General features: G+C 43.0%; 13 protein-coding genes and 2 tRNA genes. 9 read left to right on the forward strand and 6 right to left on the reverse strand.

Going from position 1 to position 16,159, the window contains the following annotated elements; translation table 11 throughout:
* Nucleotides 1–1,111: 1,111 nt before the first annotated feature.
* Nucleotides 1,112–1,186 (reverse strand) — tRNA-Asn (locus WCP75_RS01975).
* Between the two features lie 201 nt (nt 1,187–1,387).
* Here WCP75_RS01975 and WCP75_RS01980 point away from each other — a divergent pair.
* The 5 genes from WCP75_RS01980 to WCP75_RS02000 all read left to right on the forward strand — a co-directional run bounded on the left by WCP75_RS01980 (nt 1,388) and on the right by WCP75_RS02000 (nt 7,376).
* Nucleotides 1,388–1,458, forward strand: a tRNA-Cys gene (locus tag WCP75_RS01980).
* Between the two features lie 220 nt (nt 1,459–1,678).
* The gene (locus tag WCP75_RS01985; RefSeq protein ID WP_336276572.1) at nt 1,679–2,353 is read left to right on the forward strand and encodes a protein-L-isoaspartate O-methyltransferase family protein; all 675 of its coding nucleotides are present in this window, start codon (nt 1,679–1,681) and stop codon (nt 2,351–2,353) included.
* A gap of 107 nt (nt 2,354–2,460) precedes the next feature.
* Nucleotides 2,461–3,711 (forward strand): TolC family outer membrane protein, encoded by a 1,251-nt coding sequence (locus WCP75_RS01990; RefSeq protein WP_336276595.1) that lies wholly within the window; start codon nt 2,461–2,463, stop codon nt 3,709–3,711.
* A gap of 238 nt (nt 3,712–3,949) precedes the next feature.
* Entirely contained in the window at nt 3,950–4,510 is a 561-nt protein-coding gene (locus WCP75_RS01995; protein WP_336276573.1) for a DUF2497 domain-containing protein, read from the forward strand.
* 142 nt (nt 4,511–4,652) lie between these two features.
* Nucleotides 4,653–7,376, forward strand: coding sequence for a valine--tRNA ligase (locus WCP75_RS02000; RefSeq protein ID WP_336276596.1), 2,724 nt, complete (start codon nt 4,653–4,655; stop codon nt 7,374–7,376).
* A gap of 917 nt (nt 7,377–8,293) precedes the next feature.
* On the opposite strand, the gene WCP75_RS02005 is transcribed toward WCP75_RS02000, so the two are convergent.
* From WCP75_RS02005 to xth, 5 genes are all read right to left on the reverse strand, one after another.
* Nucleotides 8,294–9,040 carry an amino acid ABC transporter ATP-binding protein gene (locus WCP75_RS02005; RefSeq protein WP_336276574.1) on the reverse strand — a complete coding sequence of 249 codons (747 nt, stop codon included), beginning with the start codon at nt 9,038–9,040 and terminating at the stop codon, nt 8,294–8,296.
* A gap of 11 nt (nt 9,041–9,051) precedes the next feature.
* Nucleotides 9,052–9,768 (reverse strand): amino acid ABC transporter permease, encoded by a 717-nt coding sequence (locus WCP75_RS02010; protein WP_336276575.1) that lies wholly within the window; start codon nt 9,766–9,768, stop codon nt 9,052–9,054.
* A 2-nt stretch (nt 9,769–9,770) separates the two neighbouring features.
* Entirely contained in the window at nt 9,771–10,523 is a 753-nt protein-coding gene (locus tag WCP75_RS02015; RefSeq protein ID WP_336276576.1) for an amino acid ABC transporter permease, read from the reverse strand.
* A 137-nt stretch (nt 10,524–10,660) separates the two neighbouring features.
* The gene (locus WCP75_RS02020) at nt 10,661–11,566 is read right to left on the reverse strand and encodes a transporter substrate-binding domain-containing protein (RefSeq protein WP_336276577.1); all 906 of its coding nucleotides are present in this window, start codon (nt 11,564–11,566) and stop codon (nt 10,661–10,663) included.
* Nucleotides 11,567–11,718: 152 nt separating this feature from the next.
* Nucleotides 11,719–12,501, reverse strand: coding sequence for an exodeoxyribonuclease III (xth, locus tag WCP75_RS02025; protein ID WP_336276597.1), 783 nt, complete (start codon nt 12,499–12,501; stop codon nt 11,719–11,721).
* A gap of 501 nt (nt 12,502–13,002) precedes the next feature.
* Between xth and rpsL the strand changes: the two genes are divergently transcribed.
* The 4 genes from rpsL to WCP75_RS02045 all read left to right on the forward strand — a co-directional run.
* A complete protein-coding gene (gene rpsL / locus WCP75_RS02030; protein ID WP_336276578.1) occupies nt 13,003–13,374 on the forward strand; it encodes a 30S ribosomal protein S12 in 372 nt (123 codons plus the stop codon).
* 18 nt (nt 13,375–13,392) lie between these two features.
* The gene (rpsG, locus tag WCP75_RS02035; protein WP_336276579.1) at nt 13,393–13,863 is read left to right on the forward strand and encodes a 30S ribosomal protein S7; all 471 of its coding nucleotides are present in this window, start codon (nt 13,393–13,395) and stop codon (nt 13,861–13,863) included.
* 22 nt (nt 13,864–13,885) lie between these two features.
* On the forward strand, nt 13,886–15,970 hold the full coding sequence (gene fusA / locus WCP75_RS02040) for an elongation factor G (RefSeq protein ID WP_336276598.1): 2,085 nt from the start codon (nt 13,886–13,888) through the stop codon (nt 15,968–15,970).
* 63 nt (nt 15,971–16,033) lie between these two features.
* Nucleotides 16,034–16,159: GTP-binding protein (locus tag WCP75_RS02045; RefSeq protein ID WP_336276431.1), on the forward strand; the 126-nt coding region annotated here is incomplete at its 3' end.

Below are 16,159 nucleotides of genomic sequence, written 5' to 3' on the forward strand. Positions count from 1 at the left end.
TACGCGAAAGGTGGGTCTTCTTTAGCAAATACAAATATTTGCTAACAAGAGAATGCACTTTTTTGAAGAAGAGGTGTATTCTCGATTCGTGAGTGTGCTATGATCACTGCGAAGACACCAGATGTTGTGGGATTAACTAGAAAGTAACGACATTTCAAAGAGCCGCCGAGCGTTGTTACTTGAATATCAGTAGGGGAAAAATTAGCTTCATTAAACCAGTTGTGTTATCCAGTGGCCATATCTTAGGTATTAATTCTTCCTATTTTCTTTAAGGTCGAAGCTGTAGGATGCACCGTTTAGATAAGACAAGAAACGTATCCTCCTTCATTGGATGATTCGGATAAAAGATTAAAGCAGATATATCCTATGTATAACCGATTATTTCGCCATAATTTTGTGACTCTTTTGCTGAAAGGGTTATGTAGATCTAACCGATTGGTTCAATAAAAGCGCGATCTTTTAACGTCGCGTAACGTTATAGCTCTCACTAAATATGAGACAGCGCTCTTTGGGGCACGTCTCGAAGAAAAGGCAACCCTGTCATCGGTGAAAAAGGCCCTAATTTGTGCATTTCTAGGCGTAAATAACTTTTCTCACAGGCGATAAGCACTTCCCATTTAGAAGGGAGTTCAACGTAACCATCAGAAACGCTCACCTGATCCAACTAGGGACGGTATATTGACGCGATAATGGAAGATATACAAAAAAATCCGGTTCTGAATTGAACTGATAATGTAATGCGCTGAAGCACTCCTTATTACCGATAAATCCACACCGCCTGCTGCAGAATTAAGAACAAAAAATCAGCGCCCTGATTTTTAAGAGCATAGTGAATGCACCTATGCCATCTAAATGATCCCAAAAAACAACGCCCCTTTGCTTTCAGCACAAACCCACACCGCTGAAAGAACACCTTCCATGAGGAAAACTTGAACTCACATACAACACGTTCGCCCAAGACTCACCCACTTACACCAAAACCCACTTAGCTACAAAGATCGCTGGTATATCCAGAACACCTGATGAGGAAACTCACAACACAAAACGACCTTTCGATAACGAAAGCACCAATAAAACATTAATAAGGAAAAAAACATCACCCGCAAGTCGATGGCTCCCCGGGCCGGATTCGAACCAGCGACCAACCGGTTAACAGCCGGTTGCTCTACCACTGAGCTACCGAGGAATAATTCGCCCTCCGACTGCGCAAGCTATAGCAAAGCAATACCAATTTGCAAAGGGGAAAATTGTTTTTTTGAAAAAAATGCCAAAAAATGCCAAAAATTGTGTAATTTGCGTAAGAAGAGGAAAAAGGGTAAGAAGGGGTTTCCTGTACCTTGACGGACGTGCTTCCTTCCCTTATGGAGGGTGCTATGCTTTTTTATGAGGCCTCGTGGCAGAATGGTTACGCAGAGGACTGCAAATCCTTGTATCCCGGTTCGATTCCGGGCGAGGCCTCCGGTTATTCCAAATCAGGGTAGCTCATAGAGTGGCCGGTGCGCTTGAGTAAACAGCTTCTCCCTGGTGAAAGCTCTTTCATCTAAAAATAGCGCAGCGTGGCCAGAATTTAGTATTGATTGTAGCGTGCTTTTTTGCGACACTCGCAGTAGAGTGTCTTTTATTTTTGTATTGTTCGTTTTTTCGCACTTTTTATTGTTTATGAGGGAAAAAATTGGCCATGGTTGCAGATTTTGCAGAGCTTCGCCGCAAAATGGTTGACAATCAAATTCGTACAGTGGACGTGACGGATTTATCGGTGCTTGAGTCTTTTTCTGCGGTTCCGCGTGAGAAATTTGTGCCGGAAAATATTAAGGCTTTGAGCTATCTTGATGCCGATCTCGTCGTGTTTCCAGCTCAAGGTGAGTTGCCAGCGCGTTATTTGATGGGACCCGCGTCTTTAGCGAGATTGTTGCAGCTTGCAGCCGTCAAACCGTCTGATGTTGTTCTGGATGTTGGTGCTAATAGTGGGTATTGCGCGGCGTTGCTGTCAAAGCTTGCAAGGCTTGTGATTGCATTAGAAGATAACATAGTGCTTTCAGAACAAGCGACCAAGGTCTTAGAGCGTGATCAGTATGATAACGTCATTGTAGTTCATGGGCAATTAGAGATGGGATACGTTGGTAATGGTCCGTATGACGTAATTTTTATTGAAGGTGCTGTCGATTTTATTCCCGAAAATATTTTTGACCAAATGAAAGATGGTGGGCGTCTTGTTGCAGTTGAAGGGCTTGGAAATGCCGGTGTTGCGCGCGTTTACGTTAAAGAAGGTGGGATTGTTTCAGTTCGTCGTGCTTTTAATCTTTCTGTAAAGCGTCTCCATAATTTTTCAAAAACGTTTGATTTTACCTTTTAGTGCTTGTTTTATTTTATAGAATTAAGGTAGTTGTAATACGCAATAATTGTTTAGGGGTTACGGTGGTGTTTGGAATAAACAAAAGGCTTCAAGTTTATTCGCTATTGATGCTGAATATTTTCGTGTCAAATTCGGTTCATGCTGAGACGTTAATGGATGCTTTTGCTGAAGCTTATATGCATAATGCTAAGCTAAATAGCGAGCGTGCGGCTGTGCGCATATCTGGTGATGATGTTGATATCGCTCGTTCCGGGCTGCTTCCACAAATTGAGGGGGTTGGAAATTATGGGCGGAATAAGCCTTTTGCGGGTCCCTATAGTACTTCTGGATCCGTGGGGATAAAATTTAGTCAGAGGCTGTTCGATGGTTTTGTTGCACTGAATGTTTTTTCTTCAGCTCAAATTAAACTGAAAGCGCAGCGCGAATATCTCCGGAATGCTGAGCAAAATATGTTTCTGGAGGCCGTGACAGCATATGCTAACGTCTATCAAGCTCGTCGCGTTGCTGATCTTCGTAGGGAAAATTTGGCTGCTCTCGAAGAACAGGTGCGTTCAAATAAAGCAAAGCTTGATGTAGGAGAGGGAGGACGTGTCGATCTATCCCAAGCAGAGGCCGCGCGTTCTGTAGCTGTTTCAGAATTAAGTCTAGCACGTGCAGATGTGAAATCAGCGGAAGCGATTTATCGGCAAGTTATTGGCTCTGATCCTAAGAGGTTACGACATCCGCTGGAAGCGAGGGGGTTACCGACAACCCTCGATGCGGCCCATAAAATTAGTGTCGTTACGCATCCAGCAATTCTTTATGCGAGACATTTGGTTGATGCCAGTTCTTATAATTTAAAAGCAAAAGAGGGAGCGCTGCTTCCTAAGGTAGATTTTTTTGCAAGTGCATCCTACAATCGGGTTCATGGTGCTCTTGAAGAAGATGGCGTGGCCAAGTCAGTGGGATTGTCGTTCAATGTCCCTATTTTCGAAGGTGGCCGTACGTCTGCACAGATTCGCCAGTCAAGGGAGCAGCTTGGTCAGGCCCATTTACAGCTTGATTTGGCCCGCAGTAATACGGAGCAGGCACTTGCTTCTGCTTGGTTCCAGCTGGAAGGAGCGCGTGCATCTGTGATTGCTTATCGTGATAGTGTTCGTGCTGCTGAGATTGCCCTTAAGGGCCGCATTCAAGAAAATCGCGTTGGGCAGGCAACGACGTTAGACGTTTTAAATTCGCGAACTCAGTTAATCAACGCCCAGATGGCACTTGCTATGGCGGAGCGCAATGTCGTTGTCGCAAGTTACAGCGTTCAATCTTCCATCGGTAGACTGACTGCGGATCACTTAGGTTTAAAGGTTATTCAATATATCCGATAGGGATACAAATTAGCCCTTTTTTCATAGATATTCTTTGTTTTCAAGAAGGTGATACGTCAATAGGTGGGCATATGGGGAGTTGTGGTAGCCGGATACGATAAAAAAGTGAAGAAAGTTGTGCAGCATCATTTTCATGACAAAGAGGTGTGTTGATATCGCAGCCGTTTTGCTTACATTTGAGTATAGCGGGTGAATATAGCGGTTTTGTTTGTTGTTGCGTCTTTGAAAGGTTTTAAGTATGGTACAGAGTTCGAGCGTGTTACGTGAGCCAAGTATGGATGAGATTTTGACGTCCATACGTGAAATAATCGAGGAAAATGCGGTGCATCCCGATTACCTTTCAAATGAAGGTATTGCGGCAAATGCTCCTGCGGATCGTTCGGTGGCGTCTTCGGGGGGAGGGGATGATGCGACCTTGTCGGTTGATGACGCGATGAGGGCTTTAGCTGATCGTATCGGCCTCTCTTCTGAAAATCAGGATTTCTCTTCAGTGCAAGATAATACAGAAACAGAAAATGGTACGGTTATGGGTAAGCAGAATATGAAAATTTCTTCTGAAGAGCAACGTTCTGTTCATAAACAGAGCGGATACAGTAGTGGTGAGGCGTTAGCGCCGCGGTCAGAGAATGTAGCTTCTGACCATGTTGAATTGTCCGCGTATTGTGTTTCGTCTGCGGAAAAAATTGCGAAGGACGTTTTACGCCCAGCTATAGCGGAATGGCTACAGTCTAGGTTGCCTGTATTGCTTGAAGATATTTTGCGCGAGGAGATTGTGAAGGCGATTAAAAAAGCGCCTTAGTTATTTTTTGTTCACTATTTTTGTATTTTCTGTTTTCTTGGTAGTGTGGCTTCGTAGGGCCCATAGGGCTTGCGGGGAGGTGCTGGTTAAGTCTCAGGTGGTGTATTGCGTTTGTTAGCAGTGTTCTGGGCGAGTGGGTAAAATGTTAGAAAAAAACTATGACGCAGCTTCTGTAGAAAAGCGGATTATGGAGAAGTGGGAGGCACGCGGCGCCTTCAAGGCGGGTGCGGGTTCGAAAGTAGGTGCTGGGCATTTTTGTGTTATGCTTCCGCCTCCCAATGTTACGGGATCGCTCCATATGGGGCACGCATTGAATACGACGATTCAGGATATAGTGGTTCGGTTTCAGCGAATGCGTGGGGAGAATGTATTATGGCAACCCGGCATGGACCATGCGGGTATTGCGACGCAAATGGTCGTTGAACGGCAGCTTGCGGAGCGTAAAGAGCCGACGCGTCAAGAAATGGGGAGAGAAAAGTTTGTTGAGCGCGTTTGGGAATGGCGTCGTGAGGCTGGCGGGGTTATTGCTAATCAGCTGCGTCGGCTGGGTGTTTCGTGTGATTGGTCGCGTGAGCGATTTACGATGGATGAAGGTTTGTCTCAAGCTGTCCTGGAGGTTTTCGTCACACTTTATAAGCAAGGATTGATATATAAGGATAAGCGTCTGGTTAATTGGGATCCAAAATTATTGACAGCTATTTCTGATCTTGAAGTTGAACAAAAAGAAGTTAAAGGGCACTTGTGGCACTTTAGGTATCCGCTCGAAGGTAAAGTTTTCAATCCTGATGACCCTACAACTTTTATAACGATAGCGACAACACGGCCAGAAACGATGCTTGGTGATACGGCTATCGCTGTTAATCCCGAAGATGATCGTTATAAAAAACTTATAGGAAAAAATGCTATTTTGCCGCTTGTTGGTCGTAAGTTGTTGATCGTTGGCGACGTTCATGCTAACCCTGAAGAAGGGAGTGGTGCTGTAAAAATTACGCCAGCTCATGACTTCAATGATTTTGAAGTAGCGCAACGCAACAGTTTGCGTTTGATCAATGTCTTTACGCGAAGAGCTGAGATTTTTTTACGTGATAATGAGCCTTTTTTTGATGGTCTGGCTTTGTCGGATGAATTAAGAGGGTTAGTAGAAAAATTGGATCAGTCCGATCGATTCGTTGCGCGCAATCAGATAGTTTCTTTGATGGAGGAGGGAGGGTATCTGGTAACTGTTGATGATCATACACATACCGTTCCTCACGGAGATCGGAGTGGGGTTCCTGTTGAACCATTTTTAACGAGTCAATGGTACGTCCACGCTGCAAAATTGGCTGAGCCCGCGATAGAGGCTGTGCGCCAAGAAAGAACGCGGTTCATCCCAGATAGCTGGAAAAAAACCTATTTTAATTGGATGGAAAATATCCAGCCTTGGTGTATTTCTCGCCAATTATGGTGGGGGCACCAGATTCCGGCTTGGTACGGTCCCGATGGTAAGATTTTTGTTGAGAAAAGCGAAGGAGAGGCCGCGGCTTCTGCGTTGTCCCATTATGGCGAAGCAGTCAAGCTGACCCGTGATCAGGATGTTTTGGATACGTGGTTTTCATCAGCCCTTTGGCCTTTTTCAACGCTTGGATGGCCAGAAAAGACATCTGCACTGACAACCTTTTATCCGACATCTTTGTCTGTAACCGGATTTGATATCATTTTTTTCTGGGTTGCTCGCATGATGATGATGGGGCTCCATTTTATGGGTAAGGTTCCTTTTCCGATAGTCTACGTACACGCCCTCGTAAGAGATCAAAAAGGCGCGAAAATGTCAAAGTCGAAAGGGAATGTTATCGATCCGTTAGAACTTATTGATCAATATAGCGCGGATTCGCTTCGTTTCACTTTAGCCATAATGGCTGCACAGGGCCGTGACGTAAAGCTTGATCCTTCTCGTATTGCTGGTTATCGTAATTTTGCTACTAAATTGTGGAACGCTACTCGGTTCGCAAAGATGAATGGTGTGGAGCACAGCCCAACTTTTAAGCCTGAAAAAGCAAAAGTCACGCTTAATCGCTGGATTCTAACGGAGTTATATAAAACTGTTTCGGAAGTGACGGATGGCATTGAAAATTATAAATTTAATGATGCTGCTAGTACGCTTTATCGTTTTATTTGGAATACATTATGTGATTGGTATCTGGAACTTCTCAAACCCATATTTCAGGGTTCAGATGAGACTGCCAAATGCGAGGTCCGAGCATGTGCTTCTTGGGTTTTGGACGAGGTTTATAAGCTTCTTCATCCTTTCATGCCTCATATAACGGAGGAGCTGTGGCTTCTCACAGAAACGCCGGACATGAAACGTCAGGACATGTTAGCATTGACAAGGTGGCCGGAAGTGACGTTTTCGGATGAAGAAGCTGCGTCTGATATTAATTGGCTCATCGATGTCATAACGGAAATTCGTTCTGTGCGCTTTGAGATGAACATTCCGGTGGCCACGCTGGCACCTCTCGTTATCGTTGAAGGAGGAGAAATAACACGTGAACGTCTACAGCGTTACGATGCTGTTCTCAAAAAATTAGCGCGTATCGAAACGATCAGTTTCTCTGAAAAAGTTCCAGCCACATCGGCGCAGTTGATCTTTGGAGAGGCGACCTTTTGTTTGCCATTGGGGCAGCTGATCGATTTAGAAGCTGAACGTGCTCGTTTGATAAAAGACATAAAGAAAATCGAGCAAGATATTGAAAAAACGTCTGTCAAATTGAATAATCCAAAATTCGTAGCAAACGCGAGAAACGAAATTGTTGACGCTGAGAAAAATAGAATTGTGGCACTGCGCGCTGCTAAGAAAAAAGTGTCTGTCGCTTTAGAACGATTGATATAATGTGTGTTTTTGTTACTTTCGTAAATATTAATAATACTGAAGTCATTAACAGGGCGCATGGAGTGACGTGTTCCAAACGGAAAGGTCTCCCCTTCTGGTTAGCGCGTTAATGCCTCCTTGAAATTCATTTTATACGATCCGATACCGGTATTTTTGTAACGAAGCGGGCATCTTGCTTCATCGTAGATGGAAGAAATGTAATCGTCGTACTACGTCTTGATGTTTTATACTTCGGTGCCCTTTATTTATCCGCCTTTTTAGTAATTTCGTAACCTGGGACCTTTCTCCTCCTGTGAGAGGATTGAGAGTGGGGTGCTCGCCTGCTTCCACTTTCAGAAAGCGGGACTGTTGTTATTCGTACAACGGGTATAAATGCAACGTATTTTATTCCAAATAAAAATAGGATCAACGAATGAGTTATTATGGCCTTTTTTTGTATCTTCAATATGGAAAACGCATACGAAAGTCAAAAACACAGTGCGCAAGTGGCTGCGACAAATAAATTATGAAAAATAAAACTCTACAGATACACTATCGAAAAATATGTTAATAATCTTAATCCAAAAAGTAAAAACCACGACCTTAGTCTATTAAGTGGATTTTCAAATTACACAAAAAATTTTTATCAATCATCTAAAAATTCGATTTTCATTGTCTCTCTTTTGCATAAATCATAACGGAAAATACGATGCACTCAGGAGTACTGCTTAAACAGCGATACCACTCATCGTTTCAGGTGTTAATAATTTAAGTGTACAAAAATACGCAACTTTTACCATTCATGACAAACTACCAGAACTAACGACGACGTTGTAGATAGATTATACATCAAAAAATTTCTAGGCACTTCGCAGTAACATTCTCAGTATGTTAAGTTCAAACAAAACCGACTGTGTTGTTCATAATGTCCAGGACAATTAGTGACTGAGTATTTTAGACAGGAATTCTTGTGCGCGTGGCGTTCTCGCTTGCGGGTCAGAAAAAAAATCCTCGGACGAACAGTCTTCAAGGATTTTTCCTTGATCCATAAAAATAACACGCTCCGATACTTTTTGAGCAAATCCCATTTCATGAGTTACACAAATCATTGTCATGCCTTCTTCAGCTAAACTTACCATGACGTCTAGCACTTCACCTACCATTTCAGGATCTAGAGCGGATGTAGGCTCGTCAAAGAGCATGACAAGTGGATCCATAGTTAAGGCACGTGCAATAGCAACACGTTGTTGTTGACCTCCAGAAAGCTGGCCCGGATACTTATCTTTATGTTCGAGAATCCCGACGCGTTCAAGATACAATAAGCCACGTTCTAACGCTTCTTTTTTGCTACGTTTTAAAACTTTTATTTGCGCAATCGTTAGATTTTCTGTAACAGATAAGTGTGGAAAGAGCTCAAAATGCTGAAAGACCATTCCCACGCGACTCCGCAATTTGGATAAATTAGTCTGCTTTGAGTGAATTGGTGTTCCATCAACCCAAATTTCACCTTTTTGAAAAGGTACCAAAGCATTGATGGTTTTAATGAGCGTTGATTTACCCGATCCTGATGGCCCACAGACTACAACGACTTCTCCTTTATTGATGCTGGTTGTACAGTTTTTTAAAACGTTAGTTTTTCCATACCAGTTGGAGACGTTTTTTATTTCGATCATTTGAGTAGACATTTTTTTTCCTGTTAGCGAATAATAGATATTTTTTTCTGCAGATGTATAACCACCTGCGATAATGTAAAACAGATGACAAAGTAGAAAACAGCCGCTAAGACGTAGGCTTCCTGCTTTGCACCAAAATTGTTGGCGACAATATCAAAGCCGTTTAATAGGCTGTTGCCACTGATTGCATAGACAAGAGTCGTATCTTGGAAGAGGATGATAACTTGCGTTAAAAAGACCGGGAGCATATCTCTAAAAGCTTGAGGAAGGATCACGGTGTACATATTTTGCCAGTATGTCATTCCGAGAGCTTGCCCGGCGTATTTTTGCCCTTGCGGAACTGAGTTTATTCCAGCACGCATAATTTCGGCAAAATAGGCAGTTTCAAATGCAGTAAAAGTAATTAACGCAGATTTATTCGCACCAATTGATATGCCAGTTAAAAAGGGTAAAAGCACAAAAAACCACAAAATAACCATAACAAGTGGTATTGAGCGCATGGCAGTTATGTAAACTATTGCAAACCAAGAAAACAATTTAATAGAAGAAAGCCGCATCATCGCCAACAATGTGCCGAAAATTAGCCCAAATATTGTAGCGAAAACAGTTAAAAAAATACTGAAGAGCAGTCCTGGAAGAATATAAGAATAGAATATATCAAAAGTGAAGAACGAAAAATCGAAGTCTGAAAAATTAAAAGGAAAGTAAAATTCAAACTGAGAGCCCATGAAATCTATCATATTTAACGTCCCCGTATTTGAAAACTAGGAATTTTAAGCATTTGCTCAATTAGCGTCATAATTATGAATACGAACAAAGCGATCAAGATATAGAGGACAGTGATGAGGAGGTAATTTTCATAAACATGACTTATTTCCTCGATCGTCTGATATTGGAATTGCATGAGTTCATTTATTGAAACGGCAAATGCTATAGATGAATTCTTTACTACGCCCATCGCTTCTGAGGTGAGTGGGGGGATGATCGTACGTACAGCGCGTGGTAATATGACGTAGCGGTAACTTTGATAAGTCGTAAAGCCCAGTGCCATAGCTGCGTAGCGTTGCCCCGAAGGGATGGATTCAATTCCCGAACGGACTTGTTCTGCAATGCGTGCGGATGTGAAGAACCCCAAGGCGCATGTCGTCAACAAAATGGGCGGCAGATTCATCGCTGGCGGGTAAATTTTAGGAACGACAAAATACCAAAAAAACACCTGAACAAGTAGAGGGATGTTTCGCATGATTTCTACCCAAATACCTGCTACAGTGCGAAATAAACAACGGGTCACAGATGTATTTGGCAAAGTACGCATCGTTCCTATCACGACGCCCAGAACTACGGCCAAGATCAGTGAAGAAATAGATAATATAACTGTATTTTTGAGTCCGTCGATGAGTGTATCTAGATAAGTATGACTTACACCAGGGATTCCAAAGCATCCAGCTACTGGCATCTGGCTGAGATCATCTGTGCAAAGGAAGGAAAAGTCCATCAATTAATGTTTCCTCAAATAGTTACTTGCGTACAGGACGAGAAAAATCTGCGCTCACGCATGCTAAAATTTATTTAAAACCATACAAAAACACAACCACCCCCAATTCTCAAAGAGAATGGCTATGTTTCTAAATTTTACAAATTATTTTCTGCGTAATTTTCGCGAGGTTCGTTATTTGGGTGTTCCCAAGCGTATTTTGTTAATTTTGATAAGGGAAGATTGATAACGACATTTGCGGGTGGAATCGGCTTCATAAACCACTTATTATAAAGTTCTTCAAGCGATCCATCCTGAATTTGGCGCGTAATGCTTTGATTGATCATTTCCTCCAAACCTTCATCATTCAACCGAAGCATACAAGCGATAGGTTCTACCGAAAGTGAAGCATCAAGAATGACATAATCGGATGGATTCTTTGATTTAGCAATGTGTCCCGCAAGAATTGAAGCGTCCATGACAAATGCATCTGCGCGGCCAGATTCTAGCAACAAAAAACTATCTCCGTGATCTTTTCCTTTCACAACATTGAAATTAACGCCTTTTGCACGTTGATTTCTACGAAGAAGCCTGACGGATGTTGTCCCTGTAGTTGTCGCGATTGTTTTTCCATTTAAATCATTAAGAGATTTAATATTGGAGTCTTTTTTTACTGCGATTCTAACTTCCTCAACGTAAGTGGTATGCGCGAATGCTGCTTCTTTGCTACGAGCAATATCATTTGTCGTTGAACCGCACTCAAAGTCATAAGTACTGTTTTGAAGTAGAGGTATCCTATTTTGCGACGTTATGGGCTGATAACTAATTTTAATTGGTTTGCCGATTTTTTTTGCAATATCATCAATGATACGCTTTGCCATCTCTGTGTGGAACCCTACATACTGCCCATTACCGAGAGTATAGGCTAATCCCGATGATTCACGAACGCCCAAAGTTACTCTTCCTGTTGCTTTTATTCTTTCAAGGGTGTCATTCCCAGCTTGCGCAACGCTCGTTAGCCCCATGGTCGTTGCCGCAACAAACATCAACAGCGATTTTTTCATTTTCTCCTCCATTCATTTACGATCTTTTATTATTCTTATTAAAGGTATAACGCCATTTTAAAGTATAATGCTGTTTGCATTGTGTAACACATTTATTACCCTAAGTGGCATATTTTTTGATTCCTTAAAAATAGTCCGAAGGTTATCATCAATTAACCAAGGTCAAGATGAACCCAGACGGGAGCGTGGTCTGATGGTTTTTGATATCCCCTTACTTCGGTTTGGCTATAAGCATGTACAAGCTTGTCGGTGGCTTCCGGCGATAACAGCAGATGATCTATGCGGATACCGTTATTTTTAGGCCACGCTCCGGCTTGAAAATCCCAAAAGCTGAATGATGGTTCATCTGTAACGCTGCGGATGGCATCGTAGTAGCCCAAGTGGATGATGCGCTGAAATGCGTGTCTCGTTTGTAAAAGAAACAAAGCGTTATCATTCCATTCCTGAGGATTTTTTGCATCCAACGGGGTAGGGATAACATTATAATCTCCAGCTAACACGAGGGGCTCTTCGTATGCGAGTAATGACTTTGCATGCGTATAAAATCTCTTCATCCACTCCGCTTTGTAGATGTACTTTTCACCATCGATCGGGTTACCATTTGGAAGGTAAAGAGACGCTATACGAACAGCCATTTTATTTACCGAATAAACGGCTTCGATGTAACGTGCCTGTTCATCGTTATCATCTCCTGGTAATCGGCGAATAACTTCATCTGGTGTTTTTTTTGAAAGAATCGCAACACCGTTAAAACTTTTTTGTCCGTGTACTGCTATATGGTAACCTAAACCTTCAATTGCATCGCGTGGTAAATTTTCATCAGTGCTTTTAATTTCTTGTAGACAGACCACATCTGGCTGATTTTGCTGCAACCACTTGTATAACGTTTCGTGCCGTGCTTTTATGCCTGCGATGTTCCACGTCGCTATTTTCATGATGTTCGCCTCAGATATCTCGCTATAATTTGGTAAGTCACCGCGTCGAACTGCCATAAAAGCGCCCCCTTGTACCACTGTCCTTTACACCCCTCACCATTAATACTACGGCGATTAGAATTATCAAGGGCCCCTAAAAGTCGAATTCTAAATGCCATGATTGCATATTATAGTCACAATGTTAATCTATTTTTTGCAGACCTTATGATGTTTAGTTCTTGACGAATGTACGTGTTCTCGCTAAAAGTCAGAGTGACTGATTCCAGGGTGATCGGAATTTTTATCTTTATTTCTGTGGTCGATCTGGTGGGGTTTGAAAAATAAAAGTAAATGCCGGTGCAAGAGGCTGTTGCCTTCTCTGCTTATGTTCGGGTAAACTGTCAATGACAGTCGTGCCCGGTTCCGTATATCGGGTTGGGTATTTTTTGCTAATTTGCGTCGGAATAGTGGGAGAAATAGCCCAGTGAGTAATGAGACGAATGTAAAAAGAAGGAAGGTTGCATGCCTACCGTAAACCAGTTGATCCGTAAGCCACGTGCAGTGCCTGTTAAGCGTAATAAGGTTCCCGCTCTTCAGGCAAATCCTCAGAAGCGGGGCGTTTGTACGCGTGTCTATACAACAACGCCAAAGAAACCGAACTCTGCTCTTCGTAAGGTTGCTAAGATTCGTTTAACAAATGGGTTTGAGGTGATTGGTTATATCCCTGGGGAGGGGCATAATCTCCAAGAGCACTCTGTTGTGATGATTCGTGGCGGTCGTGTGAAAGATTTGCCGGGAGTTCGTTACCACATTATTCGTGGGTTACTTGATACACAAGGTGTGAAAAATCGTAAGCAGCGTCGTTCGAAATATGGCGCTAAGCGTCCAAAATGATATTGAAAGACAAAGCTAATGTCCCGTCGCCATAGAGCAGAAAAACGTGAAATTAATCCAGATCCTAAATTTGGTGATTTGGTTATTACAAAATTTATGAATGCCATCATGTTTGATGGAAAGAAGTCGGTTGCAGAGCGTATTGTTTATGGTGCGCTTGATGTTGTAGAGGGTAAGGTTAAATCAGATCCTGTGGCTTTATTCCATAAGGCATTGGAGAATGTTGCTCCTCATATTGAGGTTCGTTCGCGTCGTGTTGGTGGTGCAACTTATCAGGTTCCGATTGATGTTCGTCCAGACCGCCGTCAGGCCCTCGCTATTCGTTGGTTGATTGCAGCGGCGCGTGGTCGTAGTGAGACGACTATGGTTGATCGTCTTTCTGGTGAGTTGGTGGATGCGGCTAATAATCGTGGCTCTGCAGTGAAAAAGCGTGAAGATGTTCATCGTATGGCAGAAGCCAATCGGGCGTTTTCTCATTATCGCTGGTAATTTTTAGACTAAGGCAAGTATGATGGCTCGTGAATATAAGATTGAAGACTATCGTAATTTTGGTATCATGGCGCACATTGATGCCGGCAAGACCACTATGACCGAGCGTATTTTGTTCTATACAGGGAAGAATCATAAAGTTGGTGAGACGCATGATGGTGCCTCTACCATGGATTGGATGGAACAAGAGCAAGAGCGTGGTATTACGATTACATCTGCAGCGACGACGACGTTTTGGGAAGGTCGCGATGGTCGGAGGCGACGTTTTAATATTATTGATACGCCAGGACACGTTGACTTTACAATTGAGGTTGAGCGTTCTCTACGTGTCCTCGATGGTGCGATAGCTTTGTTGGATGCTAATGCTGGTGTTGAGCCTCAGACGGAGACCGTTTGGCGTCAAGCTGAAAAATATCATGTGCCGCGTATGGTTTTTGTTAATAAGATGGATAAGATAGGAGCGGATTTTTATCGCAGTGTGGAGATGGTCGGCTCTCGTTTGGGGGCAAAAGCGCTTGTCGTTCAATTGCCAATTGGTTCTGAAAATGATTTTGAGGGTGTTGTTGACCTTGTAGAAATGCGGGCACTGAAATGGGATGGTGTTATTGGTTCTCCTGCAGTGGTAGGTGATATTCCATCTAATTTGAAAGAGAAGGCAGAGGAGTATCGCGAAAAATTAATCGAGATGGCTGTCGAGGTTGATGAAGCGGCGATGGAAGCTTATTTGGAAGGTGTGATGCCAACGAATGAAGAGCTTGTTGCTCTTATCCGTAAGGGGACGATAGAGGTTCAGTTTCATCCTGTTCTTTGTGGTACTGCTTTCAAGAATAAAGGTGTCCAACCGCTTTTAGATGCAGTTGTTTTTTATCTTCCTTCTCCGGTTGATATACCGGCGATTGCCGGCATTGATGTAAAGACTGGGTCTGAAACCGTGCGTGAGTCCTCGGATGATGCTCCGCTTTCTATGCTTGCTTTTAAAATTATGAATGACCCATTTGTTGGATCATTGACTTTTTGCCGTATTTATTCTGGTAAAGTTCAAAAGGGTGTTTCCCTCGGAAATACAGTGAAAGGGAAGAGAGAGCGTTTGGGCCGTATGCTTCAGATGCACTCAAATTCTCGTGAAGATATTGAAGAGGCGTTTGCGGGTGACATTGTTGCTCTTGCGGGGCTTAAAGAGACTACAACGGGTGATACTCTTTGTGACCCTTTGAAACCTGTTGTTTTGGAGCGAATGGAGTTTCCTGATCCCGTTATTGAAATTGCGATTGAGCCGAAAACAAAAGCTGATCAAGAGAAAATGGGTATTGCGCTTAATCGTTTGGCTGCTGAGGATCCTTCTTTTCGCGTTAAATCGGATGAAGAATCGGGTCAAACAATTATAGCTGGTATGGGCGAGCTTCATCTCGATATCATAGTTGATCGCATGCGGCGTGAGTTTAAGGTTGAGGCTAATATTGGACAGCCTCAGGTTGCTTATCGTGAGTCGATTACGAAAATTGCAGAAATTGATTATACCCATAAGAAACAGTCTGGTGGTGCTGGACAATTTGCGCGTGTGAAGATTATTTTTGAGCCTCATGATGGTGACGATTTTATATTTGAGTCAAAAATTGTGGGGGGGGCTGTTCCGAAAGAATATGTTCCTGGTGTTCAGAAAGGGATTGAGAGCGTTATGGGGTCGGGGCCTCTTGCGGGCTTTCCTATGCTTGGCGTGAAAGCCACTTTGGTTGATGGTGCTTATCACGATGTTGACTCTTCTGTTTTGGCTTTTGAAATTGCTGCTCGTGCGGCTTTTCGGGATGGTGCAAAAAAAGCTGGTGCGCAACTTCTTGAGCCTATCATGAAGGTGGAGGTTGTGACTCCGGAGGATTATGTGGGTGATATTATTGGGGATTTGAATTCTCGCCGAGGTCAGATTTCAGGAACCGAGGCTCGTGGTATAGCGACAGTGGTGAATGCGATGGTTCCTTTGGCGAATATGTTCGGTTATGTGAATAATCTTCGCTCAATGAGTCAGGGGCGTGCCCAGTATACAATGCAGTTCGATCACTATGAGCCTGTCCCTTCGGCTGTTGCTTTGGAGATTCAGAAGAAATATGCGTAATTTTGGTTACGCGGTTAATTTTTAACTTGGTCCTCAATTTGGACAAAATATGGAGAGCTCAAAATGGCGAAGAGCAAATTTGAACGTAAGAAGCCGCATGTTAACATTGGTACGATTGGTCACGTTGATCATGGGAAGACCTCTCTGACTGCGGCGATCACCAAGTATTTTGGTGAATTTAAGGCGTAT

Origin of the sequence: Bartonella numerosa (assembly GCF_037070845.1) — a bacterium.
Classification (GTDB): Bacteria; Pseudomonadota; Alphaproteobacteria; order Rhizobiales; family Rhizobiaceae; genus Bartonella.

Bases quoted from the DNA above. Each gene is read 5' to 3' on its own strand.
- WCP75_RS01985 (WP_336276572.1), top strand. From the start codon at position 1,679: ATGGTTGCAGATTTTGCAGAGCTTCGCCGCAAAATGGTTGACAATCAA.
- WCP75_RS01990 (WP_336276595.1), top strand. From the start codon at position 2,461: ATGCTGAATATTTTCGTGTCAAATTCGGTTCATGCTGAGACGTTAATG.
- WCP75_RS01995 (WP_336276573.1), top strand. From the start codon at position 3,950: ATGGTACAGAGTTCGAGCGTGTTACGTGAGCCAAGTATGGATGAGATT.
- WCP75_RS02000 (WP_336276596.1), top strand. From the start codon at position 4,653: ATGTTAGAAAAAAACTATGACGCAGCTTCTGTAGAAAAGCGGATTATG.
- WCP75_RS02005 (WP_336276574.1), bottom strand. From the start codon at position 9,040: ATGTCTACTCAAATGATCGAAATAAAAAACGTCTCCAACTGGTATGGA.
- WCP75_RS02010 (WP_336276575.1), bottom strand. From the start codon at position 9,768: ATGATAGATTTCATGGGCTCTCAGTTTGAATTTTACTTTCCTTTTAAT.
- WCP75_RS02015 (WP_336276576.1), bottom strand. From the start codon at position 10,523: ATGGACTTTTCCTTCCTTTGCACAGATGATCTCAGCCAGATGCCAGTA.
- WCP75_RS02020 (WP_336276577.1), bottom strand. From the start codon at position 11,566: ATGAAAAAATCGCTGTTGATGTTTGTTGCGGCAACGACCATGGGGCTA.
- xth (WP_336276597.1), bottom strand. From the start codon at position 12,501: ATGAAAATAGCGACGTGGAACATCGCAGGCATAAAAGCACGGCACGAA.
- rpsL (WP_336276578.1), top strand. From the start codon at position 13,003: ATGCCTACCGTAAACCAGTTGATCCGTAAGCCACGTGCAGTGCCTGTT.
- rpsG (WP_336276579.1), top strand. From the start codon at position 13,393: ATGTCCCGTCGCCATAGAGCAGAAAAACGTGAAATTAATCCAGATCCT.
- fusA (WP_336276598.1), top strand. From the start codon at position 13,886: ATGGCTCGTGAATATAAGATTGAAGACTATCGTAATTTTGGTATCATG.